The following is a 25483-nucleotide window of genomic DNA, read 5'->3' as shown; positions in this document are numbered from 1 at the left end:
GGCATGCCCTTTCGGTTGGTCAGCGAATGAATTCTCGGGCCAGCAGATCCATGAGCAGTCCGTCCTTCCACTCGCCGTGACGATCGCGTGAGTACTCGCGCATCACCCCGACGTCCCTGAACCCGACCGATCGATAACACGCGATTGCCGCCGTGTTCTCCACTTCTGGATCGATGATCAATCGGTGGAACTTCAGATCGTCGATCAGGTGCGCACACAGAACGCGTATCGCCTCACGACCGAATCCGCGGCCGTGGACAGCCGGATCGAGAAAGAGATCGAGACCGGCGTGGCGGAAGTCCGGGTTGTCGTCGTCGGCGTACCACTGGATGAATCCGATCAGGTTCCCGTCGTGGAAAATGCTGTAGCGAATGGTGCCGGGCTCCGGAGCGGCAGGCCAGTCGTCGGCTGGATTCTGCCACCATTCGGCCACATCGGGATGCAGATGGATGGCCCGCAGACGGGCATGATGATCGGCGGCGACGGGTGCAAGAACCACCCTCGGACCGCGTAGTTCCGGAGCCGTTGTCACGCATCGACCCTAACCTGGAACAATGGTCGCCGTGACTGCAACGATCCTGGACGGTAAAGCTACCCGCGACGAAATTTTCGAAGACCTGAAGGTGCGGGTGAACGCGCTGAAGGCAGCGGGTATCACGCCCGGACTTGGCACCATTCTCGTTGGTGACGACCCGGGATCCGCAGCGTACGTGCGCGGCAAGCACAACGACTGCGCCAGGGTCGGCATCAACTCCCTGCGCCGTGACCTGCCTGCCGACATCACACAGGAGCAGCTCAACGCCACCATTGACGAACTCAACGCCAATCCCGAGTGCACCGGATACATCGTGCAGTTGCCGCTGCCCAAGCACCTCGACGAGAACGCAGCGCTCGAGCGCATCGATCCCGACAAGGATGCCGACGGCTTGCACCCGGTGAACCTCGGCCGTCTGGTTCTCGGCAAGGAAGCTCCGCTGCCGTGTACGCCGCGCGGAATCCTGCACCTGCTCCGCCGCTACGAGGTGCCGATCGCCGGCGCTCACGTCGTTGTTGTCGGCCGCGGTGTCACCGTCGGCCGCCCTATCGGACTGTTGCTGACGCGTCGTAGCGAAAACGCCACCGTCACGCTGTGCCATACCGGTACCCGTGATCTGGCTGCCGAGGTTCGTCGTGCAGACATCGTCGTTGCTGCCGCCGGCGTTCCCGGACTCATCACCGCCGACATGGTCAAGCCGGGCGCTGCTGTGCTCGACGTCGGAGTCAGCCGCACCGACGACGGTTTGCGTGGTGACGTTGCTGCCGACGTCAACGACGTTGCGGGCTTCGTCTCGCCCAATCCCGGTGGAGTGGGCCCGCTGACCAGGGCGTTCCTGATCACCAACGTGGTGGAGCGCTCCGAGCGAGTTCTGGCCGGAGCCTGACGACATGACCTCACCGGTTGGCCTCGTGAAGAAGAATTTGCCGATGATCACGGTTCTCGCCGTGATCGCAGCCGCGGTTGTTCTTGTCCTGGCCGACCGGTGGCGTCGCGGTTCGCTGGTCTTGGGGGTGGCGGTCATTATCGGTGCAGCTGCCCGCTGGTGTTTCCCACAGAATCGCGTGGGACTGCTCGCGGTGCGCGGCAAGAAGTTCGACACGGCGGCCATGGGCGTCATGGGTGCGTTGATCGTCTCGCTTGCTCTGACCATCGATCCGCTTGGCACGGACTGAGTCAGTCCACTCGGTACGGACTGAGTCAGTTGTAGAACGACCCGACGTCTATCTCGCGCAACGGAATCCACTCACCCTGTTCTTTCTTGGCGGCGGAGTTCCGCCTTTTCGCCTGCTTGGTTCGAAGCGTGACGGCAAGTGCAGGTTCTTCGTCGATCCGGCCCGCCAGGGCGTAGATCGCAGCAAGATGGTGAACGCAGGGCGTGCGCCGACTCGAACAGTCACACGTGGCCGTGCATTCGGAAAGATTCACGGCCACAGTGATATCGCGCGCCTGTAGATCCGCGACGACGCTGTCCGGTAGCTCTCCGGTCGATACGGACCGGTTCGTGGTGCCTAGCGCCCGAATCATGCGGGCCGCGGTGTCGGATTGTGTCTTGTCCCAGAGCGGTACGGTGACAACAACAGTCGAGGTCTTACCCTTGGCGGTGACCTGGGCGGAAACCGTACCGGCAGAAATGTCCGTGAAGGTGACATCACCGTTGCGGGCCAGTGTGCGTGCGGTGGGCAAGGTGGGGTTGCGTCCGGATGTCGACGTTTGCTCAACCGTCCGCAACCACACACGGCCCCATGCGGTCACTCCGAATTCGGTAGCCATCAGATGATCACCGCGCCGTCGAGTTCGAGCAGTTCACGTAGTTCGCTGTCGGGAAGGTTTGCGAGGGCTCCTTCGGAGTTTCCGGAAATCGACTCGGCTACAGCTCTTTTGGATTCGTGCATGACGGCGATGTGATCTTCGACGGTTCCTCCGGTGACCAGGGTGTGGACGTTGACGGTGCGGTGCTGGCCGATTCGGTGGGCTCGGTCGGTGGCCTGATCTTCGACGGCAGGGTTCCACCATCTGTCGTAGTGAACGACGTGACTGGCGCGGGTGAGATTGAGTCCGAACCCGGCCGCGCGCAGGCTCAGAATGAGAATGGGCGAGGACGTGTCGTCGGTTTGGAAGGCGTCGACCATGGCGTCGCGACTGGCAACGTTCAGACCACCGTGGAGGAAAGGAACATCTGCGATGCCCAGTTCGGCCGCGAGGTGTTTCGACAGTAGTTCGCCCATCGTGCGGTACTGCGTGAACACCAGGGCCCGATCACCGTCGTCGACGATCTCGGCAAGCATTTCGGTTGCGCGATCGAACTTTCCGGAACGGCCGCGGAGATCCTCGCTGTCGCCGGTGACCTGAGCGGGGTGGTTGCATACCTGCTTGAGAGTGGTGAGCAGTGCAAGGACGTTGCCGCGTCGGGCAATTCCGGTGCCCAGTCCGGTATCGAACGCGTCCGCGACCGCCGCCCGGTAGATTCGCGCCTGTTCCGACGTGAGGGTGCACGCGACGGTCGAGAACTGCTTCGGCGGAAGATCCTTGGCAACAGCATCTTTGGTTCGGCGCAGCACGTATGGCTCGATGATCGTCGCCAACCTTGTTGCGGCGGACGCCGAGCGGCCGGATTCGATCGGGACGGCAAAACGCTGCCGAAAGCGTGCACGAGTTCCCAGTACAGCCGGATTGGCGACGTGGAACAAACTCCACAACTCTTCGAGACGGTTCTCGACCGGCGTGCCGGTCATCGCAACTTTGACGGTGGCATTCAGTTGCATTGCAGCTTTGGCGGCCAGCGACGACGGATTCTTGATCTGCTGCGCTTCGTCGAAGATGGCCGACGCCCACTGCGGCGTCTCCAGTTCGGCTGTGTCCGAACGTAAGACGCTGTAACTGGTGAGTACCACGGTGCCTTTACCTAGTTCCGCAGGCAGTGTGCGGCCGGACCCGTGATGAATGTGAAGGCTCAGGTGCGGCGCAAACCGCTCGATCTCGCGTCGCCAGTTTCCGATCACCGACGTCGGGCAGACAACAAGATGCGGGCCGTCTGCGGCTCTGATCGCGATCATCGAAATGGCTTGCAGCGTTTTACCGAGCCCCATTTCGTCGGCAAGTATGCCGCCGCCGGTCTCGGTCAGCGACGTCAACCACTCCACGCCAAGAACCTGGTACGGGCGCAAAGTCGCCTGAACCTGCGCACGATCGAGTGCGTCCACCAGAGTCTGTGCGTGGGTGAAACGCTGCACCACCGCGGCAGCACTTCTGATGACAGTGTCGTCGCGGTAGAGAGCGGCGCGCCCGGCTGATGGAATGGTGCCGTGTTCGCCGCCATCGATCACCCGCTTCCAGGCGCGCACCGACTCTCCGATACCGGGTTGATCCACGTTCGCAACCTGCAATGCCGTTACCGCGTCGGCGAATTCGACAATCCGAATATTGACGTGGACGGGCGTGATGACGCTGTCGACGGGTACAGCCATTCGGGCAACGGCGGCACTGCCGGTAGGGAGCCCCAACTCCGCCAGATGCCCGGCTGTATCCGGCACACCCCAGAACCCGAACGCCATATTCTCGGGAAGGTAGGTCGCCTGCAGCTGATCCGGGCACGGTTGAGTCACGAGCGCCGATGGTAGCCGTGATCGATGACCGCGGGCCACCGGATACGTCCCCAAAAACCGCAGATCAGTTGTGGTTCTCCCGACATTGACGGGAGGCGACGAGTCCGCTCTGACGGAGAACCGGACATTTTCTTCCTCGGACGTGATAGTCATTGTCCGTAGATCCGCAGTACCTGACACTTGCGAATAAGGAACCCAATGAAGCGACGAATAAATCTCTCAGGTAGGCACTTTCGACTGCTCGTCGCTGCTGTCGGTGTGGGAGTGCTGGCACTTGCCACCGCAACGGGTGCCGCCGCCGCGCCGGTAGGTGTTCCCGTTACGAGTCCTGGCGGCGTCACCATGTGGGGCGGGGCCGACGACAATCAGCGCGACGGCGTCCCGACTCGGGGCAGTGTCGCCGCGATTGCTGCCGGCGATCATCATTCGGTGGCGTTGACCACCGACGGCCACATCGCCGCGTGGGGACACAGCGCGTGGGGAGAGCGTGACGGAGTTCCGACCGGTGGCGGCTTCACCGCGATCGCGGCGGGTGAGGACCACGCGGTAGCGCTTACTGCCGACGGACACATTGCTGCGTGGGGAAGTTCCGAATTCGGGCAACAGGACGATCTCCCGGCACGTGGTGGGTTCACCAGGATTTCTGCTGGTACTTACCACGGGTTGGCGTTGACTCCTGAAGGAACAATCGTGGACTGGGGCAGCGAGGAGTACGGTCAGCGGACCGATGTCCCGACCGATGGCGGGTTCACCGCGATCGCCGCCGGTAACTTCCATTCGCTGGCGCTCACGACCGACGGTCACATCACCATGTGGGGCGGGAGTGCCGAAGGGCAGCGCGACGGGCTACCGACCGAAGGTGGGTTCACCGCGATCGCTGCCGGCGAGGACCATTCGCTCGCGTTGACCGCCGACGGTCACATCGTGATCTGGGGCAGCAACGAGTACGGGCAGCGCACCGGTACTCCGACCGGCGGCGGGTTCACCGCGATCGCCGGCGGCTTCCGCCATTCGGTGGCGCTGTCTGCCGACGGCACGATCACTGCCTGGGGTAACAACGAGAACGGGCAACTGGGCGGTGTCCCGACCGGAGACGGATATACCGCCGTCGCGGCCGGGGCCTATCACTCGATAGCCCTCGGCGCGCAGACGGCGTCGACCGGATCGCTCGGAAGTCTGACCGGAAGCTGAATGCTCAGCGCGTCGTGCGCGCCAATTCCATTGTGCGGCGCAACAGTTTTGCTACAGCGTCGGCTTCGGTGAGGAACCCGTCGTGCCCGTCCTTGGAATTCAGGATTTCGAGGCCGGTGCATGTCGGGATTCCGGCGGCGATCTCTTCCTGCAGGCGCAGCGGGTAGAGACGATCGGAATCGACTCCACCGACAACGACCGGCACGGTGATGGACGCCAAAGCCGCTGCGACACCACCGCGTCCGCGGCCGATGTCGTGACGGTTCATAGCCTCGGTCAACAGCACGTAGGTGCTGGGATCAAAACGCGACACGAGCTTGTCTGCCTGATGTTCCAGGTAGCTTTGAACCGCGTATCGTCCACCGTTCCAGGGGTTTTCATTTCCCTGGGCGGTGTTCTCGAAACGTGTGTCGAGTTCCGATTCGGCGCGGTAGGTGAGGTGCGCAATGCGCCTCGCGATACCGAGGCCGGCCCGGGGTGTGCGCCCGGTTCCGTGGTAATTGCCGCCCTGCCAATCGGGGTCGGACATGATGGCGGCGATTTGTGTTGTCTGTGTACCGATTTGATCGGCTGTCGCGCGTGAACCCGTAGCCAGTACCAATGCGGAGTTCAGATTCTCGGGGTACGACACAGCCCATTCGAGGGTGCGCATACCGCCCATGGAGCCGCCGACTACCGAAGCCAGTCGATCGATGCCGAGCAGGTCGATCAGCTTCTTCTCGGCTGCGACCTGATCGCGAATGGAGATGCCCGGAAACCGGCTACCCCACGGTTTGCCGTCCTCGGCAAGGGAACTCGGGCCGGTGGTGCCACGACAACCGCCCAGAACATTGGTCGCAATGACACACCATTCGCCCGTGTCGACAGGTTCGCCCGGGCCGACCATTCCGTTCCACCAACCGGGTGACGGCTGATTTTCGGACGCCGGACCGGTGACGTGTGAGTCCCCGGTCAGGGCATGTTCCACGAGCACGACGTTGTCGCGGTTCGGGGACAGCTCGCCCCACCGTTGAACCGCAAGCGATACCGACGGCAGCACGGCGCCGTTCTCGAGTTGCAGCGAGCCGATGTCGACGGTTCCGACTCGGCCGTCCGGCGGCGGCAGGATATCCGCGACCGCTGTCTGAGCTTCGTTGACGGTCAAGACGTTGCCGCCGCGGTGAGGCCGGTTTCGAGGTCGGCGAGGATGTCGGCGATGCCTTCGATTCCGACGGCGAGGCGAACGAGACCGGGGGTGACGCCGGCTGCGAGTTGTTCCTCGGGGGTGAGCTGGGCGTGAGTAGTGGAGGCGGGGTGGATGACGAGGGAGCGGACGTCACCGATGTTGGCGACGTGGCTGTGCAGAGTCAGGGCGTTGACAAACTTCTTGCCGGCATCGATGCCGCCGGGCAGTTCGAAGGTGACGATGGCGCCGGTTCCCTTGGGGGTCAGCTGCTTTCCGCGTTCGTACCACGGTGAGGAGGGGAGTCCGGCGTAGGAGACGGACGCGACGGCGGTGTGGCCTTCGAGGAATTCGGCCACCTGCTGGGCGTTGGAGACGTGGCGCTCGATGCGCAGGCTCAAGGTTTCGATGCCCTGGGCGATGAGGAACGCGTTGAACGGTGCGACGGCGGAGCCGAGGTCGCGCAGGAGTTGTACACGCGCCTTGAGAGCGTAGGCGGGTGCGCCGAGGTCGGCGAACGTGACGCCGTGGTAGCTCGGATCGGGGGTGGTGAAGTTGGTGTGTCTGCCTTGCGTCCAGTCGAAAGTGCCGCCGTCGACGATGACGCCGGCGATGGCCGTGCCGTGTCCGCCGAGGTATTTGGTGGCGGAGTGCAGCACGATGTCGGCGCCGTGTTCGAGGGGGCGGAGCAGGTACGGCGTCGCGACGGTGTTGTCGACGATCAGGGGGAGGCCGTTCTCATGAGCCACCGCTGAGATCCCGGGGATGTCGAGGATGTGGTTCTTGGGATTGGCGATGGTTTCGCCGAAGAAGGCCTTGGTGTTGGGGCGGATGGCTTCGCGCCAGTGGTCGAGCTTGTCGGGATCCTCGACGAACGTGACTTCGATGCCGAGCTTGCGAAGCGTGTAGTGCAGGAGGTTGTACGTGCCGCCGTACAGGTAGGGGCTGGCGACGATGTGGTCTCCGGCCTCCGCGATGTTGAGGATCGCGAGGGTTTCGGCGGCCTGACCCGAGGACAGGAGGAGTGCCGCGACACCGCCTTCGAGTGCAGCAATGCGCTGCTCGACGGCGTCCTGCGTTGGATTCATGATGCGCGTGTAGATGTTGCCCGGCTCAGCAAGGCCGAACAGCGCGGCGGCGTGGTCGGTGCTGTCGAAGACGTAGCTGGTGGTCTGGTAGATCGGCAGTGCGCGCGCGTTGGTGGCGGTGTCTGCGGTTTGTCCGGCGTGGACCTGCTTGGTCTCGAAGGACCAGTTAGCTGAGATGTCGGTCATGATTTGTGTACTCCAGTGGTCTGACGGATAGCTGTCGGACGGGGGCGAATGATCGCCGCCCCGTGCTGGGGTCTATCTACAAGTGCGACACATACTGAAAAACCTCCGTGGGGCTCGGCCCGGTCTGGGGTCCGTCCCTGTCGGACCCGCGCTTGTCGCCTGGAAATCCGGTGAAGCTGCAATTGCGCAGTTTCGCCTCGAGGCGACCTGGTCATCACCCGGGGCACCCCACCGCGGTTGGAGGGTTGCCGTCCAGCGAGCCGGGGCTTGACGCTGGTACTCATGACCGAGCTGAATTCTACCGGGAGTGAAGCCGAAGGATGACGCGGGTCGAAGTGTGCGGCGTCACCAGTCGCCATTCGACGCGACGGTGCCCACTAGCAGGCAAAAGTTACCGGTGAGTAGTGACTCGGAGGAGGGGCTGCCGGTTGCGGCCCCCAGCGTTAGCAGTACGCTTGTCTTGTTTGGGACTCATCTCCCGGGATCAGTCCACACAGTCTAGGTTTGATAATCGAACCGTTCGCGGACTCACTCACAAAGTGTGACCGCAACCGTGTAACCAGGGGAAACTTCCTAGGAGGACGCGAAGCACCCATGTCCAAAATAAAGGTTGAGGGCACCGTCGTCGAACTCGACGGCGACGAGATGACACGCATTATCTGGCAGTTCATCAAAGACAAGTTGATCCACCCGTACCTCGATGTGAACCTCGAGTACTACGACCTCGGTATCGAATACCGCGACGAGACCGATGACCAGGTCACCATCGACGCCGCACACGCGATCCAGAAGCACGGCGTGGGCGTCAAGTGCGCCACCATCACGCCGGACGAGGCTCGTGTCGAGGAATTCGGTCTCAAGAAGATGTGGCGTTCCCCGAACGGAACGATCCGCAACATTCTCGGCGGCACGATCTTCCGCGCACCGATCATCATCTCGAACGTTCCGCGACTCGTCCCGGGCTGGACCAAGCCGATCATCATCGGCCGTCACGCATTCGGTGACCAGTACCGCGCCACAGACTTCAAGGTCCCCGGCCCCGGCAAGGTGATGATCACCTACACGCCTGAGGACGGCAGCGCACCGATCGAGCACGAACTGGTCAACTTCCCCGAAGAGGGCGGCGTCGTCCAGGGGCAGTACAACTTCACCACGTCCATCCGTGACTTCGCTCGCGCGTCGCTCACCTACGGACTGCAGCAGAACTACCCGGTGTACCTGTCCACCAAGAACACCATTCTCAAGGCGTACGACGGTGCCTTCAAGGACATCTTCCAGCACGTCTACGAGACCGAGTTCAAGGCTGAGTTCGATGCCGCAGGTCTGACCTACGAGCACCGCCTCATCGACGACATGGTCGCTTCCGCACTCAAGTGGGAGGGCGGCTACGTCTGGGCATGCAAGAACTACGACGGCGACGTCCAGTCCGACACCGTGGCTCAGGGCTTCGGCTCGCTCGGCCTCATGACGTCGGTTCTCCTGACACCGGACGGAAAGACCTGTGAGGCAGAGGCTGCTCACGGCACCGTCACGCGTCACTACCGTCAGCACCAGCAGGGCAAGCCCACCTCGACCAACCCGATCGCGTCCATCTTCGCGTGGACCCGTGGGCTCGAGCACCGTGGCAAGCTCGACAACACCCCTGAGGTCATCGGCTTCGCGCAGCAGCTCGAAGACGTTGTCATCAAGACCGTCGAAAGCGGCCAGATGACCAAGGACCTCTCGATGCTGGTCGGCGGCGACCAGGGTTACCTGACCACCGAAGAATTCCTCGGTGCGCTCGACGTGAACCTGCAGAAGTCGATGGCAGCCAAGTAGTAAAAGTTCCACAGCTTCACTTTCAGATGGGACGCCCGGGCACTCCGGGCGTCCCATTTGTGTCTGCTCTGTGCCTGCGGTCTCACGTGAGCGAACTCACCTGCTCTCACTTGGAAGTTCAACCAAGGGTGCGACCACAATTGACCAGTGACTTCGTCTACCCTTTCCCGCCCTGCCGCCCCGACATCCGGGGTTCGCTCTGCCAGAGGCCCGGCGATGCTCGCGTTGGCGCTCGGCGGATTCGGAATCGGCACCACCGAGTTCGTGGCGATGGGTCTCCTGCCGGAGATGGCAACCGGGCTGGGCGTATCCGAGCCCACCGCCGGTCATGTCATCTCCGCCTATGCGCTCGGCGTTGTGGTCGGTGCGCCGCTCATCGCGGCCCTGACTGCTCGGATCCCGCGGCGCACATTGTTGATCGCGCTCATGATCGCGTTCACGGTGGGCAATGCCGCGTCGGTGTTCGCGCCGTCGTACACCACGCTGATGCTCGCCCGGTTTGTCGCCGGGTTGCCGCACGGTGCCTACTTCGGTGTTGCCGCCCTCGTTGCGGCGCATCTGGCTGAACCGGGTAAACGTGCCAAAGCCGTTGCCATGGTGATGATGGGTCTTTCCGTTGCCAACGTCGTCGGTGTGCCGGCTGCCGCGTGGCTCGGGCAGACCGTGGGATGGCGGAGTGCATTCGCACTGGTCGCAGTCATCGGTGCCGTCACCGTGGCGTCGTTGCTCGTCTGGATCCCGCGCCTCGACGCTATGCCGATCACCAACCCGATCACCGAACTCAAGGCGCTGGGCCGCATCCAGGTGTGGATGACTCTGATCGTCGGCATGGTCGGATTCGGCGGCATGTTTGCCGTGTACACGTACATCAGCACGACGTTGACCGACGTGTCCGGTCTGGGTGCGTCGTTTGTTCCGCTGGCGCTCATGCTCTACGGGCTGGGCATGGTGGCCGGCAACTTCGTCGGTGGCTACCTCGCTGACCGGGCGCTCATGAAGGGCCTGTTCGTATCGATGGCGTCGCTGGCGATCATTCTCGCGATCTTTGTTCTCGCCGTTCGCAACCCGTATACGGCGTTGCTCTTCGTCTTCCTCATCGGGCTGGCCGGTGCGTCCATGGTTCCGGGGCTGCAGACCCGCTTGATGGACGTTGCCGAGGACGCCCAGACCTTGGCCGCATCGCTCAACCACGCCGCCCTCAACATCGCGAACGCGTTCGGAGCCTGGATCGGTGGGGTAGTGATCGCCGCCGGTTTCGGTTACACAGCGCCCGCCGCCGTCGGTTCGCTCCTCGCCGTCGCGGGGCTCGGTGTCCTGGTGGTTGCGGTGATCCTGCAGCGTAGAGCCGCGAACTGAGAACACGTCGGCATCATCGGCTACGGTGCTTGCCGTGCCACAAACAGCTGACTCTCATATTCTCGCGCCTCACACGATCACGTCGGTGAACGTCAACGGCATTCGTGCCGCAGCCCGCAAGGGTATGACCGAATGGCTCGAGAAGACCGACGCGGATTTCATCTGTCTTCAAGAAACCCGAGCATCCGACAAGCAGTTGCACGAGACTCTCGAACCCGCTCTGTCGAACGGCTGGTTCCTCGTTTCGGCCGAGCCGTCGGCGAAAGGCCGCAACGGCGTCGCAGTCCTGTCCCGGGTCGAAGCCGATGCCGTCCGTATCGGTTTCGGTGACGACGAATTTCAGGACGCCGGACGCTACATCGAAGCGGATTTTGCCGACCTCACGGTGGCAAGTCTCTACCTGCCGACCGGGGAGGCTCTGACCCCGAAGCAAGAGGCGAAAGAACGGTTCATGAGTTCGTTCGCGGCTCACCTCGCGGTCACCGCTGCCGCAGCCGAGACGGCCGGGCGACACGTTGTGGTCAGTGGTGACTGGAACATCGCGCACAACGAAGCCGACCTGAAGAACTGGAAGGGAAACAAGAAGTCCTCCGGCTTCCTGCCCAGCGAGCGTGAGTGGATGGACGTCCTGTTTGCAGACGAGTCCCCGTGGGTCGACGTGTTCCGGGCACTGCATCCGGGCGTCGAGGGACCGTACTCGTGGTGGTCGTACCGCGGTAAGGCATTCGACAACGACTCCGGTTGGCGCATCGACTACCAGGTGGCAACCCGAGCATTTGCCGAGCGCGCCAAGGTAGGCGTCATCGAACGCGCGGAATCCTACGATCTGCGCTGGTCCGATCACGCTCCCGTCACCGTCTCCTACCGGTAAGGCACCCGAATGCCCGAGGGCTCGAAGATGCCGAGCGCCAAGACACTCAAGGCCGTAGGCACCGTCGTCGTTGCAGTGGTCGCGGTTGTGCTGGCGATGGTGCTGTCGTCGCAAGACTCCGACAGTTCGGCAACGGCCGGCTCGGCGACCTCGACCACGTCGAGTTCGGCGACGACATCAACTCAGGTCAAGCCCGGGGCGACCACCAAGGCGGCGCAGTCGACGTCGGCCCAGAAGCCGGTGAGCAGCGATGCGCCTGCGCGGGTACTCGCCACGTTGGTCGAGATCGACGCCGGACGGTGGCCGGACTCCGCGAATGCGGTGGGAACCAAGGGCGGCGTTACCTTCCGTAACAGCGAGGGCAGGTTGCCGGCAGTCGGCGCCGGCGGTGGCCGCGTTGTCTATCAGGAGTGGGACGTCAATCCGAAGAAGAGTGGTCAGGGCCGTGATGCCGAGCGGATCGTCACCGGAAACGACGGTTCCGCGTGGTACACCCTCGATCACTACGAGACCTTCACAAGGATTCGCTGATGCCTGATCGCGAAACTGTCGGTGTCGACCGGTGGCTTGACCCGGAATCCGGCGTCTCGTCGGTGGCGGTGTCGGGTGAACCGGCACTTCTGGACGAGTTGGCGCGTGATCTCCGGATGCGTGATCTTGTTGTCCGCACGGTTCGCGGATCGCACATGCAGACCACGGCGCAGGTCTTCGACGAGTTTGCGGCAGCATTTCAGTTTCCGTCACACTTCGGTCGCAACAAGGACGCCTTCGACGACGTCATGCGTGACCTCGACGACGTACTCGGCCTCGGCGCCGGGTTTGTCGTTCTGGTTCGAGAGGCTGAGCTGTTGCTGCGCGGCGAACCCGATCAGTTGCCCTGGTTCCGGGAGTCGATGGATTTCTACGCCGAGGAATGGGCGCCCACCACGTTCGGTGCCGCGTACCAGTTCGGCTCGGGTTCCGAAGAAACCTTTGCGTCGGAACTCACGGTGCTCCGCTACCCGGAGACCACACACACTCCCTGAATCGCCCTCGTGGAAAGATCGGAAGCATGTCGACCCCTGCAGAACAGAAGCCCACAGCAAAGCCTCGCGTGCTTTCCGGTATCCAGCCGACGTCGGATTCCTTCCACCTCGGTAACTACCTGGGCGCATTGCAGCAGTGGGTGGGGCTGCAGGACGAGTTCGACGCCTTCTACTTCGTCCCGGACTTGCATGCCATCACCGTGACGCAGGACCCCAAGGAACTGCGTCGACGCACCAAGGTTGCCGTGGCGCAGCTACTTGCAATCGGAATCGACCCCGACCGCGCAACGATCTTCGTCCAGAGTCAGGTTCCCGAGCATGCTCAGCTTGCGTGGGTCCTGAATTGCATCACCGGTTTCGGCGAGGCCAGCCGCATGACGCAATTCAAGGACAAGTCGTCCAAGCAAGGCAGTGACAACGCCAGTGTCGGGCTGTTCACCTACCCGGTTCTGATGGCCGCCGACATCTTGCTGTACCGCCCGCAGCGCGTTCCGGTGGGTGAGGATCAGCGTCAGCACCTCGAGCTTGCCCGCGACCTCGCGAACCGCTTCAACTCGCGCTACGGCAAGTCGTTTGTGGTTCCTGAACCCCAGATCATCAAGGGCACCGCCAAGATCTACGACCTGCAGGACCCGACGTCGAAGATGAGCAAGTCGGCAGCGAGCGACGCCGGTCTGATCAATTTGCTCGACGATCCCAAGGTGTCGGCCAAGAAGATCAAGTCGGCAGTCACCGACAACGAGCGTGAGATCCGCTTCGACCCGCAGGCCAAGCCTGGTGTCAGCAACCTGCTCACCATTCAGTCGGCCCTGTCCGGTGTACCGATCGAGACCTTGGTCGCGGGCTACGAAGGCAAGGGGTACGGCGATCTCAAGACTGATACTGCGGACGTGTTGGCGCAGTTCGTGACTCCGCTCAAGGCCAAGGTCGACGGCTATCTTGCCGACGAGGCCGAACTGGATCGCATCATTGCCGCCGGCGCGCACCGGGCCCGTGAGGTCTCGTCCCGCACGCTTGCGACCGTGTACGAAAAGGTCGGGTTCCTGCCGCCCAAGGGCTGAGCACGGCGCAAGTGAACGGCTGACACGAAACAGGTCGATACAGAAATAGGGGGACATCTGTGGCTGAATCAGTTGTCGTAGAGGAGCCGAGCTTTCTCGACAAGCAGCGGGCAGCGCGGCCGTGGCTCGATCACCTTGTTCGAGCGGGTATGCGATTCCAGAACCAGAAGGGCGACTACTACGCCGCCGGGATCACGTACTTCAGCGTCCTCGCTTTGATTCCGATCATGATGGTTGCGTTCGCGGTGGCCGGTTTTGTATTGGCCGGCCACCCCGAATACCTGACTTCGATTCAGGAAGAGATCACCAAATCCATCCCCGGCAGCCTCGGTGACACCATCAACAGCTTGATCGACTCGGCAATCGACTCTCGCGCCAGTGTTGGTGCGGTCGGCCTTCTGGTCGCGTCGTACGCGGGTCTCGGCTGGATGGCCAATGTCCGCGACGCGCTCACCGCGATGTGGGAGAGCAAGCGTGACTCCAAAGGGTTTGTCAGAACCAAAGTCGGCGATATCGGGGCACTGCTCGGTCTGGGCGCAGCCTTGGTTATTTCACTCGGCATGTCGGCGCTCAGCAGTGGGCCGGTAGCGCGTCAGGTTGTCGTGTGGCTCAACCTCGAGAACATCACCGGCGTCGGCGTCGGACTGCGAGTCTTGTCGACGGTGCTGTCGATCCTGGCAACCTGGGCGGTGTTCCTGTGGGTGATCGCACGCTTGCCCCGTGAACCGGTGAATCTACGCAGCGCCGCCAGTGCGGCACTGATGGCAGCTCTGGTATTCGAAGTGTTCAAACAGGTTGGTGCGATCTATCTTTCGGCGGTCAGTAGTGGCCCGGCCGGCGTCGCATTCGGGCCGATTATCGGTTTGCTCGTATTCGTGTTCACCGCTTCGCGCATGCTGCTGTTCTGCACCGCCTGGGCTGCGACGACCAAGAAAAGCATGGCACTGGCTTACATCCCGCCGCCCGATCCGGCAATCATCGCGCCGCGGGTTGTCGTCAGCGAAGGGATGTCACCGTCACGCGCAGCGGCATTGATCGGAACGGGCGCTTTGGCCGGTCTCGGACTGTCGGGGCTCGTGCGCAGGAAGAATCGCTAGTCGAAGTGGAGCAGTGATGTCAGCTGCTTCTACTGCCGTCATGTCGGCGGGACCGACTAGCGGCGTCGACGACTCATCACGATTGCCCCGACAATTAGACCGAGGACTACGACGGTGCCGCCGACGGCGACGGCAGTGCGTGCCGTCGAGCTGAATCCGGCGTCCGGGGAGGTGCCGGCCGCGGACACTGCGGCGGGTGCCCCCGGCGTCGTGGCGGCGGTGACCTTCGGTTGGCTGCGGTCGGTCGAGGTGTCGGTCAGCGTTCCGACGGTCATGGTGGGGGACAGGCCGAATCCGTAGTCGAGAAGGCGGGCTGCCTGCTCCCACGGACGGATAGGTTGTGCTTCGCCGCCCATCAACGTGACCAGTAAGGTTCGGCCGTTCCGCTCGGCCGCACCGACGTAGGTATGACGGGCGTCGTCGGTGAAGCCGGTCTTGCCGCCCAACGCTCCGTCGTAGTTGTAGAGCAGTTGGTTGTCGTTCGCGAGGGTGAAGCCTGGCCGGTCCTGATCGTCGGGGATCGTGGGGTCCTTCGGGAAGCCCGGAAATTGAACCGTCTCGGTGTGGATCAACTCGGCGAACGTCGGATTCTGCAGTGCCGCATGGAATATCACCGCAAGGTCGTAGGGGGAGCTGCTCATTCCAGGGCCGTCCAGACCGGAGGGTGTTGCGGTGCGGGTGTCGAGTGCACCGAGTTCCAGGGCCAGGGCGTTCATCTTCTTCACGGCGGCGTCGTCACCCCCGAGCTGACGGGCCAGGGCGTGGGCGGCGTCGTTGCCCGACGCCATCACCAGCCCCTGCATGAGCTGCCGGTTGGTGTAGGTGCCGTCTTTGCCGAGTCCGACGGCGCTGCCTTCGGCATTTGCGTCCTCCGCAGTGGCGGTGACGACGATATCGAGATTCAACGTGTCGAGCGCGACGAGCGCCAGAAGCATCTTGATGGTGCTTGCGGGACGGTACCGGCCGTGCGGATCTTTAGCGGCGAGCACTTCACCGGTTTCCGCGTCGGCGACTACCCAACCGGAGGCGGCGATATCTGCGGGCAGTGGCGGCGCGCCGGCCGGCAGGACGACCCCGCAACCGCCGAGTCGATCCCCGCCAACCGGTTCGTCCGGTACCGGCACGGGCGCGGGCACAGTTGTTCTGGGCGCGGGAATCTCCGAGAGGTCCACTGCGGGAGCCGGCAGGCTCGTGAACGGGCAACTGTCGGTATTAGGCGTGGTGAATGGTGCCGACGTAGTCGGCGGTGGGACGGGTTGCGCGATCACCGTGCCGGCAATTCCAGACACTCCTCCGATTCCGGAGATCACTGTTCCGGCAACAACAACTGCACACGCTCGACGCCACATCATCGTTATCCGAGGGTAGGCGCATTGCGCGTAACCGCCGAATCGCCGTGCCGTCTGCCACAGTGGAAGGGTCAGTTTTCGATCGATGCACACGTCAGGGCAGGGGATCGGTATGGGCAAGATTGTGGTGACGGAATTCGTGTCTCTGGACATGGTCATGGAGGCGCCAGGCGGTGAACCGGGCTATGCGCACACAGGATGGGTCTTTCCATATCAGGAGGGCGACCAGATGAAGTTCAAACTCGACGAAACCCTCGCCGCGGACGTTCTCCTGCTCGGTCGACGGACCTACGAGAGTTTTGCCGGCGCGTGGCCTGAGCGTGAAGACGACCAAGGCTTCGCTGACAAGATGAACGAGATGCCGAAGTACGTCGTCACAAGTTCGACGGAGCCGCTCGAATGGAACAACTCGACGGCGCTCGAGGGCCCCATCGAGGAGTCGGTGCCGAAGCTCAAGGAACAGATCGACGGCGAAATCCTGGTAGCGGGAAGCCGGACTCTCGTTCACGCATTGCTGTTGGCCGGCCTGGTCGACGAGCTGCGCCTGATGGTTTTCCCGGTCATCCTCGGGTCCGGCGGGAAGGTGTTCCCCGAATCGGAGGACAAGATCGTGCTCGAGTTGGTGGAGGACCGTCGCTACGAATCCGGCGTGCAAGTTCTGACCTACCACCCGAAGGTCGCTTAACCGGCAACAAAAAATGCCCCTCCCGAAGACGGGAGGGGCATTTCTCCGTTCGAAAGATCTAGCGAGCGAACAGCAGTGCGCGCTTGACTTCCTGAATCGCCTTTGTCACCTGGATGCCGCGGGGGCACGCGTCGGTGCAGTTGAACGTGGTGCGGCAGCGCCACACGCCGTCCTTGTCGTTCAGGATGTCGAGACGCTCGGAAGCGGCCTCGTCACGGCTGTCGAAGATGAACCGGTGTGCGTTCACGATGGCAGCGGGACCGAAGTAGCTGCCGTCGCTCCAGTACACGGGGCACGACGTGGTGCAGCATGCGCAGAGGATGCACTTGGTGGTGTCGTCGAAACGAGCACGGTCGTGCTGGCTCTGGATGCGCTCACGGGTGGGCTCGTTGCCACTGGTGATGAGGAACGGCTTCACGGCGCGGAACGCGTCGAAGAAGGGTTCCATGTCGACAACGAGGTCCTTCTCCACCGGCAAGCCGCGAATGGGCTCGATGGTGATGGTGACCGGCTTGCCGTCCTTGGGGAGCATGTCCTTCATCAGGATCTTGCACGCCAGGCGGTTGACGCCGTTGATGCGCATGGCGTCGGAGCCGCAGACACCGTGTGCGCAGCTACGACGGAACGTGAGGGTGCCGTCGAGGTAGCCCTTCACGTACAGCAGCAGGTTGAGCATGCGGTCGGTGGGCAGAGCTGGGACCTGGAAGCTGTCCCAGTGCTGGCCGTCGCCCGATTCCGGGTTCATCCGCGCGATCTTGAGGGTCACCATGACGGCGCCTTCGGGGACCGGGGGGAGGGCTGGTGCTTCTACAGCAGGCGCAGACATCAGTACTTACGCTCCATCGGCTCGTAGCGGGTCTGTACCACCGGCTTGTAGTCCAGACGGATGTCGGAGAGCAGGCCGTCGCCCTCCTTGTATGCCATCGTGTGCTTCATGTACTCGGCATCGTTGCGATCCGGGAAGTCCTCACGAGCGTGGCCGCCGCGTGATTCCTTGCGGTTGAGCGCACCGACGACGGTGACCTCTGCCATTTCGAGCAGGAAGCCCAGTTCGATGGCTTCGAGCAGGTCGCTGTTGTAGCGCTTGCCCTTGTCCTGAACCGTGATGTGGTTGTAGCGCTCCTTGAGAGCACGCACGTCCTTGAGTGCCTGGGTGAGGCGCTCTTCGGTACGGAACACGGATGCGTTGTTGTCCATCGACTGCTGGAGTTCGGAGCGGATGTCCGCAACGCGCTCGTGGCCGTGATCGGACAGGATGACGCCGACCCAGTCCTCGACCATGGTGGCCGGGGCTTCGGGCATGTCGACGAACTCGGTGGAGTTCGCGTACTCGGCGGCAGCGATGCCGGCGCGACGGCCGAACACGTTGATGTCGAGGAGCGAGTTGGTGCCGAGACGGTTTGCGCCGTGCACGGAGACGCAGGCGCATTCGCCGGCGGCGTACAGGCCCTTGACGACCTCGTCGTTGTTGCGCAGAACCTCACCGTTGATCTTGGTGGGGATACCGCCCATGACGTAGTGGCACGTCGGGTAGACGGGCACGGGCTCCTTGACGGGGTCCACGCCGAGGTAGGTGCGCGAGAACTCCATGATGTCGGGGAGCTTCTCGTCGAGAACTTCCTCGGGGATGTGCGTCACGTCGATGTAGACGTAGTCCTTGTTGGGGCCGGCTCCGCGGCCTTCGAGGACTTCGAGAACCATCGAGCGGGCGACGATGTCACGCGGCGCGAGGTCCTTGATTGTGGGGGCGTAGCGCTCCATGAAGCGCTCACCGTCGGCATTACGGAGAATGCCGCCTTCACCACGAACAGCTTCCGAGATCAGGATGCCGAGTCCGGCGAGTCCTGTCGGGTGGAACTGGTGGAACTCCATGTCCTCGAGGGGAAGTCCCTTGCGGAAGATGATGCCCATGCCGTCACCGGTGAGGGTGTGTGCGTTGGACGTCGTCTTGTACATGCGTCCCGAGCCGCCGGTCGCGAAGATGATCGACTTGGCGTGGAAGATGTGCAGTTCGCCGGTCGAGAGTTCGTAGGCGATGACGCCGGTGGCAACCGGGCCGTCCTCGGTCTCGGTGATGGCGATGTCGAGTGCGTAGAACTCGTTGTAGAACTCGACGTCGTGCTTGACGCAGTTCTGGTAGAGCGTCTGCAGGATCATGTGACCGGTGCGGTCGGCGGCGTAGCACGCGCGGCGAACCGGGGCCTTGCCGTGATCGCGGGTGTGGCCACCGAAGCGACGCTGGTCGATCTTGCCTTCGGGCGTGCGGTTGAACGGCAGGCCCATCTTCTCGAGGTCGAGCACCGCATCGATGGCTTCTTTTGCCATGATCTCGACGGCGTCCTGGTCGGCGAGGTAGTCGCCACCCTTGACGGTGTCGAAGGTGTGCCACTCCCAGTTGTCTTCCTCCACGTTCGCCAGTGCGGCGCACATGCCGCCCTGGGCCGCGCCGGTGTGGCTGCGGGTGGGGTAGAGCTTGGTCAGTACGGCCGTGCGGGCGCGGGGGCCAGCCTCGATTGCCGCACGCATGCCGGCGCCGCCGGCACCGACGATGACCACGTCATAACGATGTTCCTGCATGAAGTCTGTGCTCCCCTAGCTCGCCGAGATATTGGGGTCGAAGGTGAAGATGACGTACGTGCCCAGGGCCATGATCAGGATCATCGAGAGTACGAGGATCGTGGTCAGCCAGAAGCGCGTGGAGTCCTTGCGGGAGTAGTCCGCGATGACCGTGCGCAGACCGTTACCGCCGTGCAACTGTGCCAGCCAGAGCATCGTCAGATCCCAGATCTGCCAGAACGGGCTGGACCAGCGGCCTGCGACGAATGCGAAGTTCAGACGGTGAACACCACCGTCGAGCATCAGCATGATGAACATGTGGCCCAGGACCAGGACGATCAGGGCAACGCCGGAGAAACGCATGAACAGCCATGCGTACAGCTCGAAGTTGTTCCGCGCCTTGGCCCGCGGCGAACGCGGGTTGTCCAGGCTGGCAGGACGGTCGTATGAGGTACCGAGGCTCTTGGCTTCGGGTCCGTGAGTAGTCGCCATGTCAGTGCTCCGCAAACATGTTGATGAGGATGCGTCCGGCGCCCGGGATCATCACCAGGAACCAGATCGCCAGAATGGTCCAGAGCATGACGCGCTGGTACTTCGGGCCCTTCGACCAGAAATCCACGAGCATCACGCGCACGCCGTTGAGGGCGTGGTAAAGGACCACACCGACGAGGCCGATCTCCATGAGACCGACGACGGGGTTTTTGTACGTGTCGATGACAGCGTCATACGTGTCGGGGTTAACCCGCACGAGAGCCGTATCGAGAACGTGTACGAATAGGAAGAAGAAAGTAGCGACGCCTGTGATCCGGTGTAGAACCCAGGACCACATTCCGGGGTCGCCCCGGTAAAGCGACCTCGTGCGCTCCTTCTGAGGAGCGGCTTCAGTCGTAGTACTCATCGAGTGCTGTGCCTCCAACGTCATTGGTGGACGCGCCGAGCCTGCAGAGAGCTTCGAGGTACTCAGCCCGGGCTCGACGGGATCCTGAACCGACTTGACTCAGACTCTAAACCCTGGTGAATCCGGGAACTAATCAGATGCGGGATTCGTACACCTACCAAACTCTTTGTAAGGTTTGCCTTTCCAATCTTCATACCGGCCGTATCGTGTCGTTTCTGCATGCATTCAGTTGGCGTGATTGGATTGTGAACCATGGGTGAAATCGACTGGAAGTTGTTGCGCCACAACGCGCAAGTGGTGATGCGTCGGGCCTATGCCCCGTACTCCGGATATGCGGTAGGTGCCGCGGCCCTGGTGGACGATGGTCGAATCGTCTCAGGATGCAATGTGGAAAATGTCTCATACGGTTTGAGTCTGTGTGCCGAATGTGGACTGGTGAGTAACTTAGCGGCCACCGGCGGAGGACGCTTGATTGCCTTCTCGTGCGTCGACGCGGACGGCGCAATACTGATGCCGTGCGGACGGTGCCGACAGCTCCTGCTCGAGCACGGTGGCGGAGAACTTCTGGTCGACACCTCACAAGGGCCGCGCCCACTCGCGGAATTACTCCCGGACGCTTTCGGGCCGGAACAAGCGGAAGGACTTCGCCATGTTTGACGCCGTGTCGATCATCAGAGCAAAACGTGACGGTCGGGAGCTCTCGGGCACCGAGATCGATTGGATCGTGCAGGCGTTCACCGCGGGAGTTGTGCCGGACGAGCAGATGGCGGCCCTCGCGATGGCGATCTACTTCCGCGGGATGACGCGCTCGGAGACCGGCCGCTGGACGCGGGCGATGATCGAATCCGGCGGCACCATGGACTTTTCGGACTTACCGATGGCGACAGTCGACAAGCATTCGACCGGTGGTGTGGGAGACAAGATCACTCTTCCGCTGGTACCTCTGGTCGCCGCGTGCGGTCTTGCTGTTCCGCAGCTGTCGGGGCGTGGACTCGGCCATGCCGGTGGAACTCTCGACAAGCTCGAGGCGATCGCAGGTTGGCGTGCGGACCTCACCGCGGCCGAGATGGTGGAGATCCTCGCGAACCCGAAGATCGGTGCGGTCATCTGTGCTGCGGGAGCGAATCTCGCGCCGGCGGACAAGAAGCTCTATGCCCTTCGTGACGTGACCGGATCGGTGGAATCCATTCCGCTGATCGCGAGTTCGATCATGAGCAAGAAGATCGCCGAAGGAACCGGTGCTCTCGTGCTGGACGTGAAGGTCGGTTCGGGTGCGTATATGAAGGAACTCGGTGACGCGCGGGAGTTGGCGCGCACCATGGTCGAACTGGGCAACGACGCCGGTATGCGCACAACGGCATTCATCACCGAGATGGGTACGCCACTCGGCTTGACCGCCGGCAATGCACTCGAGGTGCGCGAATCCGTCGAGGTGCTGGCGGGCGGCGGACCTGCCGACGTCGTCGAGCTCACTCTCCTCTTGGCTCGGGAAATGTTGTCGGCGGCCGGAATCGACGATGTCGATCCCGCGCAGAAGCTGGCCGACGGCAGTGCGATGGATCGGTGGCGCGCAATGATCGACGCGCAGGGCGGCGATCCGGATGCGGACTTGCCCGTGGCTCGACACACCGAAGTCGTCACTGCCGACCGCGACGGTGTCCTCACTCGACTGGATGCCATGGGCGTCGGTATCGCAGCGTGGAAACTCGGAGCGGGGCGCGAGCGCCAAGGTGACGCAGTACAAGCCGGTGCGGGTGTGCAGATGCATGCAAAGCCTGGTGACGTGGTCCGTGCGGGACAGAAGCTACTGACACTGCACACGGACACACCCGAGCGATTCGACGCCGCACGCCGGAGTCTCGACGGCAGTTGGGCAATCGGGTCCGAATCCGACACAGTGTCGCGACCGCTGCTCATCGAGCGAATTGTGGGTGACTCGCGTTAGCTTATGTTGCATGAACGCACCGGTGTTGAACTCGATTCGTAGCGCGCCCAAAGTTCTACTGCACGACCACCTCGACGGTGGTCTGCGTCCGCAGACAATCCTGGAACTGGCAGAAAATTGCGGATACACGGATCTGCCGGCACATACTGCTGCCGAACTCGCCCAGTGGTTTCGAACCGCCGCAGACAGCGGGTCGCTCGAGCTGTACCTCGAGACGTTCGCGCACACCGTGGCCGTCATGCAGACTGCCGAGGGACTCTCGCGCGTGGCACAGGAATGTGCCGAGGATCTGGCCGACGACAACGTGGTTTACGCGGAGGTGCGGTTTGCACCCGAACAGCACCTCGAACAGGGCCTGACGCTCGACGAGGTAGTCGAGCACGTACTCGAAGGATTCCGGGCGGGGGAGTCCGCGGCCCAGGCCCAGGGGCGCAAGATTCAGATCGGCTGTTTGCTGACCGCCATGCGCCATGCCGCCAGGTCCCGCGAAATCGCCGAACTTGCCGTGCGATTCCGTGACCGCGGTGTCGTCGGATTCGACATCGCGGGTGCCGAGGCCGGGAATCCGCCGAGTCGCCACCTGGACGCCTTCGAGTACATGCGGGATGCTAACGCGCACTTCACCATCCATGCCGGTGAAGCGTTCGGGTTGCCGTCGATTCACGAAGCCATCGCATTTTGTGGAGCCGACAGGTTGGGGCACGGTGTGCGAATCGTGGACGACGTCACTGCCGTCGACGGTAGCCACGAGCTGGGCAGGCTCGCGAACTTCGTTCGAGACATGCGCATCCCGCTGGAGTTGTGCCCGAGTTCGAACGTCCAGACCGGCGCCGTGGCTGCCCTGGCCGATCATCCGTTCGGACTGTTGGCAGACCTACGGTTCCGGGTCACCGTCAACACCGACAATCGGCTCATGGGTGATACCAGCATGAGTCGCGAAATGGCGGCGCTCGTCGAAACATTCGGTTACGGCTGGACCGACCTCGAACGATTCACGATCAACGCCATGAAGTCTGCGTTCATCCCGTTCGACCAGCGTCTCGCGTACATCGACGACGTCATCAAGCCCGGGTATGCCGTGTTGGTCGGGTAGCAGTACTGATCGGCGGGCGCCGTTTACTCGGGACGCAGGCGTGTCTCGAACTCACGCTCGAGTTCGCGCCAGCCCTCGGATTCCTTGGTGAACGGCGCACTGGGAGCCATCCGGGACGGATCGGGATTGAGCAGGTACGAGACGTACCACCCGAGCTCGTTCGACGCGGACAGCGCTTCCTCGGTGGAGTCGTCGTCCGCGAAATCGGCTGCATCGGTGAACAATTCGACAGCAAGCTCGAGTTGTTCGACGTCCACGGCGTCCGGGCCCTGGGCAAGATCGTCGGCGATGCCGGGCAGAACGTAGACATTCTCGTCGGTGACTTCGATGTCGAGTGAACCGTCGACGGCGGCATTCTGGATCACGCCGTACGTGCTGACCTGTGACAGATCGTGCTCGTGATTGTCGGCAAGGTAGCGAGCGAGCGCGCGCTCGGACCGGAAGACCGTGATCAACCCGTCCTTCCCGAGGAAGATTGCCTGGTCACCCATGTAGCAGCGCAGGGTGTAGTAGGTGTCGGCCGAGGTGATGATGCGGACCGGATCGACGCCGACCTCGCCCCAGAACGTCTCGATCTCGTCTTCGTCCTCGTCGAGTTCGTCTTCGTCGAATTCCTCGTCCTCGCCTTCCTCGGCGACGTCGTCCGCATCGACGGTGTTCTCGGCGGCTGCGAGGAGTTCGGCTTCGGCGACTGCGACGGCAGCGGCATCAACCTTGGGCGATGTCACGACGGTGTCGATCGCGTCGAGAACCTTGTCCCAGTCCTTGGCGATGGCTGCGCCGACCTGGTCCCAGATCTCGAGTCCTTCACGACCCTCGAAGGCGCTCGCGCCCGTCGCGAGTGCACCCAGGATCGGGTGGCCGCTGAAGAACCGGATCACGGAATCGAGTTCGCAGACCTCGCCGATATTGCGGGCCATGTTCAGGGTGTCTTCGAGTTCGGAGACAACCAGCGGTTCCGGGTCCCCGGCAGCAAGTTCCGGTACTCCGACGAAGTCGAACGTGAAGTTCTCCTCCGGTTCGAGTTCCGCGGCGGAGAGACCGGCAACAACACTCCAGGCGGGGTGGTCGACCAAATCGTTGTCGGTATCGGTGCGGATGAATGCGGCGAGTTCCGCGACCGAGGCAAACCCGTACAGGTCTTCCTCATGACCGAGGAAGGCCTCCCATTCGTCGTCGCCCTCGCGCCACCGCGGCGCCCACAACGTGACGAGGTCTCCACTTGTGAGACCGATTTCGATCGGGACGATATCTCCAGCCATGGGCGGAAGCCTATCGACCCGACCGCCCTGCGTATAGCGCGGGTTACTCACACCTCGCCGAGTGAGCGACCCAGTTGATTCATCAGACGTTCACGTTCGACGTTGCTGCGGTGAACTGCCTGGTGGATGGTGGCGATAGTCAGTGCCGCGACGGCCTTCGGTTCCATAGTGGTTACGGCGTCGGTGATGGTCAGTTCGACCAGCGCGCCCATTCCGTCGACACAGGCGACAACCGTGCCGTCGGCGCTCGCGGCGGTCGCCCGGATGGCGTCGACGTCACCGACCGCATCCTGCATGAATCCGCACTGACTCTTGGCGCGCTCCATGATTCGGTCCATTTCGTTCATATCGATCGCATCCAGGTAGTGGGGGCTGTGTCGGTGTGCTCTTCGGCAGCTTGGGCGTCGGCCAATTGCTCACGTGTTGCGAGTCCCAGGGCATTCACGATGTCGGCCGGAACCCCATCGGCTTCCAATTCGAGGCGGTGGCGGACGCCGGCCTCCATGGCGGCCCGGGCAGAGAGGGCCATGATCTCGGTGGCCAGGCGAGCACCGCCATAGCGTAATTCGCTGTGATGGATACGGATGTCGATGGGAATGCCCTGTTCGGTGGCCCGTAAGGCGATGGTTCCGCGGCGATTTGCCGCCACGGCGGTGATGACGCTCGGCGGGCGCGGTGTGTCCTGCATATTCGTGCTCAT

At 62.8% G+C, this 25483-nt stretch carries 27 protein-coding genes and 1 riboswitch; of the genes, 14 read left to right on the top strand and 13 right to left on the bottom strand.

Annotation, left to right across the window (positions count from 1 at the left end; all coding sequences use genetic code 11):
* Positions 1–19: 19 nt before the first annotated feature.
* The gene (locus EEB13_RS03755) at positions 20–499 is read right to left on the bottom strand and encodes a GNAT family N-acetyltransferase (protein WP_045070721.1); all 480 of its coding nucleotides are present in this window, start codon (positions 497–499) and stop codon (positions 20–22) included.
* 64 nt (positions 500–563) lie between these two features.
* Here EEB13_RS03755 and EEB13_RS03750 point away from each other — a divergent pair, with 64 nt between their 5' ends.
* Positions 564–1421, top strand: a complete 858-nt coding sequence (locus EEB13_RS03750) for a bifunctional methylenetetrahydrofolate dehydrogenase/methenyltetrahydrofolate cyclohydrolase (RefSeq protein ID WP_187328489.1) — start codon at positions 564–566, stop codon at positions 1419–1421.
* A gap of 4 nt (positions 1422–1425) precedes the next feature.
* Positions 1426–1710 (top strand): DUF3017 domain-containing protein, encoded by a 285-nt coding sequence (locus tag EEB13_RS03745; RefSeq protein WP_033231289.1) that lies wholly within the window; start codon positions 1426–1428, stop codon positions 1708–1710.
* Positions 1711–1735: 25 nt separating this feature from the next.
* Here the strand turns inward: EEB13_RS03745 and EEB13_RS03740 are convergent, their stop codons facing one another.
* Together EEB13_RS03740 and EEB13_RS03735 are read right to left on the bottom strand one after the other, a co-directional pair.
* Positions 1736–2308 carry an SWIM zinc finger family protein gene (locus tag EEB13_RS03740; RefSeq protein WP_141484643.1) on the bottom strand — a complete coding sequence of 191 codons (573 nt, stop codon included), beginning with the start codon at positions 2306–2308 and terminating at the stop codon, positions 1736–1738.
* A complete protein-coding gene (locus tag EEB13_RS03735; protein ID WP_261984440.1) occupies positions 2308–4140 on the bottom strand; it encodes a DEAD/DEAH box helicase in 1833 nt (610 codons plus the stop codon). The genes EEB13_RS03740 and EEB13_RS03735 overlap by 1 nt, the downstream gene beginning before the upstream one ends.
* A gap of 198 nt (positions 4141–4338) precedes the next feature.
* On the opposite strand from EEB13_RS03735, the gene EEB13_RS03730 reads away from it, so the two are divergent.
* Positions 4339–5331, top strand: coding sequence for an RCC1 domain-containing protein (locus tag EEB13_RS03730; protein ID WP_141484642.1), 993 nt, complete (start codon positions 4339–4341; stop codon positions 5329–5331).
* A gap of 4 nt (positions 5332–5335) precedes the next feature.
* Here EEB13_RS03730 and EEB13_RS03725 read toward each other — a convergent pair whose 3' ends face one another.
* Positions 5336–6439 (bottom strand): homoserine O-acetyltransferase, encoded by a 1104-nt coding sequence (locus tag EEB13_RS03725; RefSeq protein WP_373557477.1) that lies wholly within the window; start codon positions 6437–6439, stop codon positions 5336–5338.
* 32 nt (positions 6440–6471) lie between these two features.
* Positions 6472–7767, bottom strand: a complete 1296-nt coding sequence (locus EEB13_RS03720) for a bifunctional o-acetylhomoserine/o-acetylserine sulfhydrylase (RefSeq protein ID WP_141484641.1) — start codon at positions 7765–7767, stop codon at positions 6472–6474.
* A gap of 143 nt (positions 7768–7910) precedes the next feature.
* Positions 7911–8055: riboswitch (SAM riboswitch) on the bottom strand.
* 306 nt (positions 8056–8361) lie between these two features.
* On the opposite strand from EEB13_RS03720, the gene EEB13_RS03715 reads away from it, so the two are divergent.
* From EEB13_RS03715 to yhjD, 7 genes are all read left to right on the top strand, one after another.
* Positions 8362–9585, top strand: a complete 1224-nt coding sequence (locus tag EEB13_RS03715) for an NADP-dependent isocitrate dehydrogenase (protein ID WP_033231283.1) — start codon at positions 8362–8364, stop codon at positions 9583–9585.
* A 216-nt stretch (positions 9586–9801) separates the two neighbouring features.
* A complete protein-coding gene (locus tag EEB13_RS03710; protein ID WP_045070713.1) occupies positions 9802–10941 on the top strand; it encodes an MFS transporter in 1140 nt (379 codons plus the stop codon).
* Positions 10942–10966: 25 nt separating this feature from the next.
* Entirely contained in the window at positions 10967–11812 is an 846-nt protein-coding gene (locus EEB13_RS03705; protein ID WP_141484640.1) for an exodeoxyribonuclease III, read from the top strand.
* A 9-nt stretch (positions 11813–11821) separates the two neighbouring features.
* Positions 11822–12343, top strand: a complete 522-nt coding sequence (locus tag EEB13_RS03700; RefSeq protein ID WP_233365883.1) for a ribonuclease domain-containing protein — start codon at positions 11822–11824, stop codon at positions 12341–12343.
* The gene (locus tag EEB13_RS03695) at positions 12343–12837 is read left to right on the top strand and encodes a barstar family protein (protein ID WP_141484639.1); all 495 of its coding nucleotides are present in this window, start codon (positions 12343–12345) and stop codon (positions 12835–12837) included. Before EEB13_RS03700 ends, EEB13_RS03695 begins: the two co-directional genes overlap by 1 nt.
* Positions 12838–12863: 26 nt before the next feature.
* Positions 12864–13898 (top strand): tryptophan--tRNA ligase, encoded by a 1035-nt coding sequence (gene trpS / locus EEB13_RS03690; RefSeq protein WP_045070708.1) that lies wholly within the window; start codon positions 12864–12866, stop codon positions 13896–13898.
* A 59-nt stretch (positions 13899–13957) separates the two neighbouring features.
* On the top strand, positions 13958–14995 hold the full coding sequence (yhjD, locus tag EEB13_RS03685) for an inner membrane protein YhjD (RefSeq protein ID WP_092801442.1): 1038 nt from the start codon (positions 13958–13960) through the stop codon (positions 14993–14995).
* Positions 14996–15051: 56 nt separating this feature from the next.
* Here yhjD and EEB13_RS03680 read toward each other — a convergent pair whose 3' ends face one another.
* Positions 15052–16347, bottom strand: a complete 1296-nt coding sequence (locus tag EEB13_RS03680) for a D-alanyl-D-alanine carboxypeptidase family protein (RefSeq protein WP_141485529.1) — start codon at positions 16345–16347, stop codon at positions 15052–15054.
* Between the two features lie 82 nt (positions 16348–16429).
* On the opposite strand from EEB13_RS03680, the gene EEB13_RS03675 reads away from it, so the two are divergent.
* Positions 16430–17029: a dihydrofolate reductase family protein gene (locus tag EEB13_RS03675; RefSeq protein ID WP_233365882.1), complete on the top strand. Its 600-nt coding sequence runs from the start codon at positions 16430–16432 to the stop codon at positions 17027–17029.
* A 58-nt stretch (positions 17030–17087) separates the two neighbouring features.
* On the opposite strand, the gene EEB13_RS03670 is transcribed toward EEB13_RS03675, so the two are convergent.
* From EEB13_RS03670 to sdhC, 4 genes are read right to left on the bottom strand one after another with little or no spacing between them, the layout of a single operon-like run.
* Entirely contained in the window at positions 17088–17855 is a 768-nt protein-coding gene (locus EEB13_RS03670; RefSeq protein WP_033231276.1) for a succinate dehydrogenase iron-sulfur subunit, read from the bottom strand.
* On the bottom strand, positions 17855–19606 hold the full coding sequence (sdhA, locus tag EEB13_RS03665; protein ID WP_033231275.1) for a succinate dehydrogenase flavoprotein subunit: 1752 nt from the start codon (positions 19604–19606) through the stop codon (positions 17855–17857). The genes EEB13_RS03670 and sdhA overlap by 1 nt, the downstream gene beginning before the upstream one ends.
* A gap of 15 nt (positions 19607–19621) precedes the next feature.
* Entirely contained in the window at positions 19622–20077 is a 456-nt protein-coding gene (locus tag EEB13_RS03660; RefSeq protein WP_033231274.1) for a succinate dehydrogenase hydrophobic membrane anchor subunit, read from the bottom strand.
* 1 nt (position 20078) lies between these two features.
* Positions 20079–20483 carry a succinate dehydrogenase, cytochrome b556 subunit gene (gene sdhC / locus EEB13_RS03655; RefSeq protein ID WP_072782401.1) on the bottom strand — a complete coding sequence of 135 codons (405 nt, stop codon included), beginning with the start codon at positions 20481–20483 and terminating at the stop codon, positions 20079–20081.
* 252 nt (positions 20484–20735) lie between these two features.
* Here sdhC and EEB13_RS03650 point away from each other — a divergent pair, with 252 nt between their 5' ends.
* Genes EEB13_RS03650 through EEB13_RS03640 form a run of 3 tightly spaced genes read left to right on the top strand, consistent with a single transcriptional unit; the run spans position 20736 to position 23521 of the window.
* Complete coding sequence (locus tag EEB13_RS03650; protein WP_033231273.1) at positions 20736–21140, top strand: cytidine deaminase; 405 nt, start codon at positions 20736–20738, stop codon at positions 21138–21140.
* On the top strand, positions 21133–22428 hold the full coding sequence (locus EEB13_RS03645; protein ID WP_033231272.1) for a thymidine phosphorylase: 1296 nt from the start codon (positions 21133–21135) through the stop codon (positions 22426–22428). Before EEB13_RS03650 ends, EEB13_RS03645 begins: the two co-directional genes overlap by 8 nt.
* Before the next feature lie 10 nt (positions 22429–22438).
* Entirely contained in the window at positions 22439–23521 is a 1083-nt protein-coding gene (locus EEB13_RS03640) for an adenosine deaminase (protein WP_033231271.1), read from the top strand.
* A gap of 23 nt (positions 23522–23544) precedes the next feature.
* On the opposite strand, the gene EEB13_RS03635 is transcribed toward EEB13_RS03640, so the two are convergent.
* The 3 genes from EEB13_RS03635 to EEB13_RS03625 are packed head-to-tail and all read right to left on the bottom strand — an operon-like array spanning position 23545 to position 25483.
* On the bottom strand, positions 23545–24783 hold the full coding sequence (locus EEB13_RS03635; RefSeq protein WP_092801410.1) for a primosomal protein: 1239 nt from the start codon (positions 24781–24783) through the stop codon (positions 23545–23547).
* Between the two features lie 47 nt (positions 24784–24830).
* On the bottom strand, positions 24831–25130 hold the full coding sequence (locus tag EEB13_RS03630; protein ID WP_033231269.1) for a YbaB/EbfC family nucleoid-associated protein: 300 nt from the start codon (positions 25128–25130) through the stop codon (positions 24831–24833).
* Positions 25127–25483 carry a hypothetical protein gene (locus EEB13_RS03625; protein ID WP_045070695.1) on the bottom strand — a complete coding sequence of 119 codons (357 nt, stop codon included), beginning with the start codon at positions 25481–25483 and terminating at the stop codon, positions 25127–25129. Before EEB13_RS03625 ends, EEB13_RS03630 begins: the two co-directional genes overlap by 4 nt.

Origin of the sequence: Rhodococcus sp. WS3 (assembly GCF_003797085.1) — a bacterium.
GTDB lineage: Bacteria > Actinomycetota > Actinomycetes > Mycobacteriales > Mycobacteriaceae > Rhodococcus_F > Rhodococcus_F globerula.
The sequence above is the reverse complement of the archived record's forward strand: the minus strand, read 5'-3'. Positions and strand labels throughout refer to the sequence as shown.

What these genes read in the sequence shown, in the direction of transcription:
- EEB13_RS03745 (WP_033231289.1), top strand. Translation starts at nt 1,426, where the DNA reads ATGACCTCACCGGTTGGCCTCGTGAAGAAGAATTTGCCGATGATCACG.
- EEB13_RS03740 (WP_141484643.1), bottom strand. Translation starts at nt 2,308, where the DNA reads ATGGCTACCGAATTCGGAGTGACCGCATGGGGCCGTGTGTGGTTGCGG.
- EEB13_RS03730 (WP_141484642.1), top strand. Translation starts at nt 4,339, where the DNA reads ATGAAGCGACGAATAAATCTCTCAGGTAGGCACTTTCGACTGCTCGTC.
- EEB13_RS03720 (WP_141484641.1), bottom strand. Translation starts at nt 7,767, where the DNA reads ATGACCGACATCTCAGCTAACTGGTCCTTCGAGACCAAGCAGGTCCAC.
- EEB13_RS03715 (WP_033231283.1), top strand. Translation starts at nt 8,362, where the DNA reads ATGTCCAAAATAAAGGTTGAGGGCACCGTCGTCGAACTCGACGGCGAC.
- EEB13_RS03710 (WP_045070713.1), top strand. Translation starts at nt 9,802, where the DNA reads ATGCTCGCGTTGGCGCTCGGCGGATTCGGAATCGGCACCACCGAGTTC.
- EEB13_RS03700 (WP_233365883.1), top strand. Translation starts at nt 11,822, where the DNA reads ATGCCCGAGGGCTCGAAGATGCCGAGCGCCAAGACACTCAAGGCCGTA.
- EEB13_RS03695 (WP_141484639.1), top strand. Translation starts at nt 12,343, where the DNA reads ATGCCTGATCGCGAAACTGTCGGTGTCGACCGGTGGCTTGACCCGGAA.
- trpS (WP_045070708.1), top strand. Translation starts at nt 12,864, where the DNA reads ATGTCGACCCCTGCAGAACAGAAGCCCACAGCAAAGCCTCGCGTGCTT.
- EEB13_RS03680 (WP_141485529.1), bottom strand. Translation starts at nt 16,347, where the DNA reads ATGATGTGGCGTCGAGCGTGTGCAGTTGTTGTTGCCGGAACAGTGATC.
- EEB13_RS03675 (WP_233365882.1), top strand. Translation starts at nt 16,430, where the DNA reads ATGCACACGTCAGGGCAGGGGATCGGTATGGGCAAGATTGTGGTGACG.
- EEB13_RS03670 (WP_033231276.1), bottom strand. Translation starts at nt 17,855, where the DNA reads ATGTCTGCGCCTGCTGTAGAAGCACCAGCCCTCCCCCCGGTCCCCGAA.
- sdhA (WP_033231275.1), bottom strand. Translation starts at nt 19,606, where the DNA reads ATGCAGGAACATCGTTATGACGTGGTCATCGTCGGTGCCGGCGGCGCC.
- EEB13_RS03660 (WP_033231274.1), bottom strand. Translation starts at nt 20,077, where the DNA reads ATGGCGACTACTCACGGACCCGAAGCCAAGAGCCTCGGTACCTCATAC.
- sdhC (WP_072782401.1), bottom strand. Translation starts at nt 20,483, where the DNA reads ATGAGTACTACGACTGAAGCCGCTCCTCAGAAGGAGCGCACGAGGTCG.
- EEB13_RS03650 (WP_033231273.1), top strand. Translation starts at nt 20,736, where the DNA reads ATGGGTGAAATCGACTGGAAGTTGTTGCGCCACAACGCGCAAGTGGTG.
- EEB13_RS03645 (WP_033231272.1), top strand. Translation starts at nt 21,133, where the DNA reads ATGTTTGACGCCGTGTCGATCATCAGAGCAAAACGTGACGGTCGGGAG.
- EEB13_RS03640 (WP_033231271.1), top strand. Translation starts at nt 22,439, where the DNA reads ATGAACGCACCGGTGTTGAACTCGATTCGTAGCGCGCCCAAAGTTCTA.
- EEB13_RS03635 (WP_092801410.1), bottom strand. Translation starts at nt 24,783, where the DNA reads ATGGCTGGAGATATCGTCCCGATCGAAATCGGTCTCACAAGTGGAGAC.
- EEB13_RS03630 (WP_033231269.1), bottom strand. Translation starts at nt 25,130, where the DNA reads ATGAACGAAATGGACCGAATCATGGAGCGCGCCAAGAGTCAGTGCGGA.
- EEB13_RS03625 (WP_045070695.1), bottom strand. Translation starts at nt 25,483, where the DNA reads ATGAGCACGAATATGCAGGACACACCGCGCCCGCCGAGCGTCATCACC.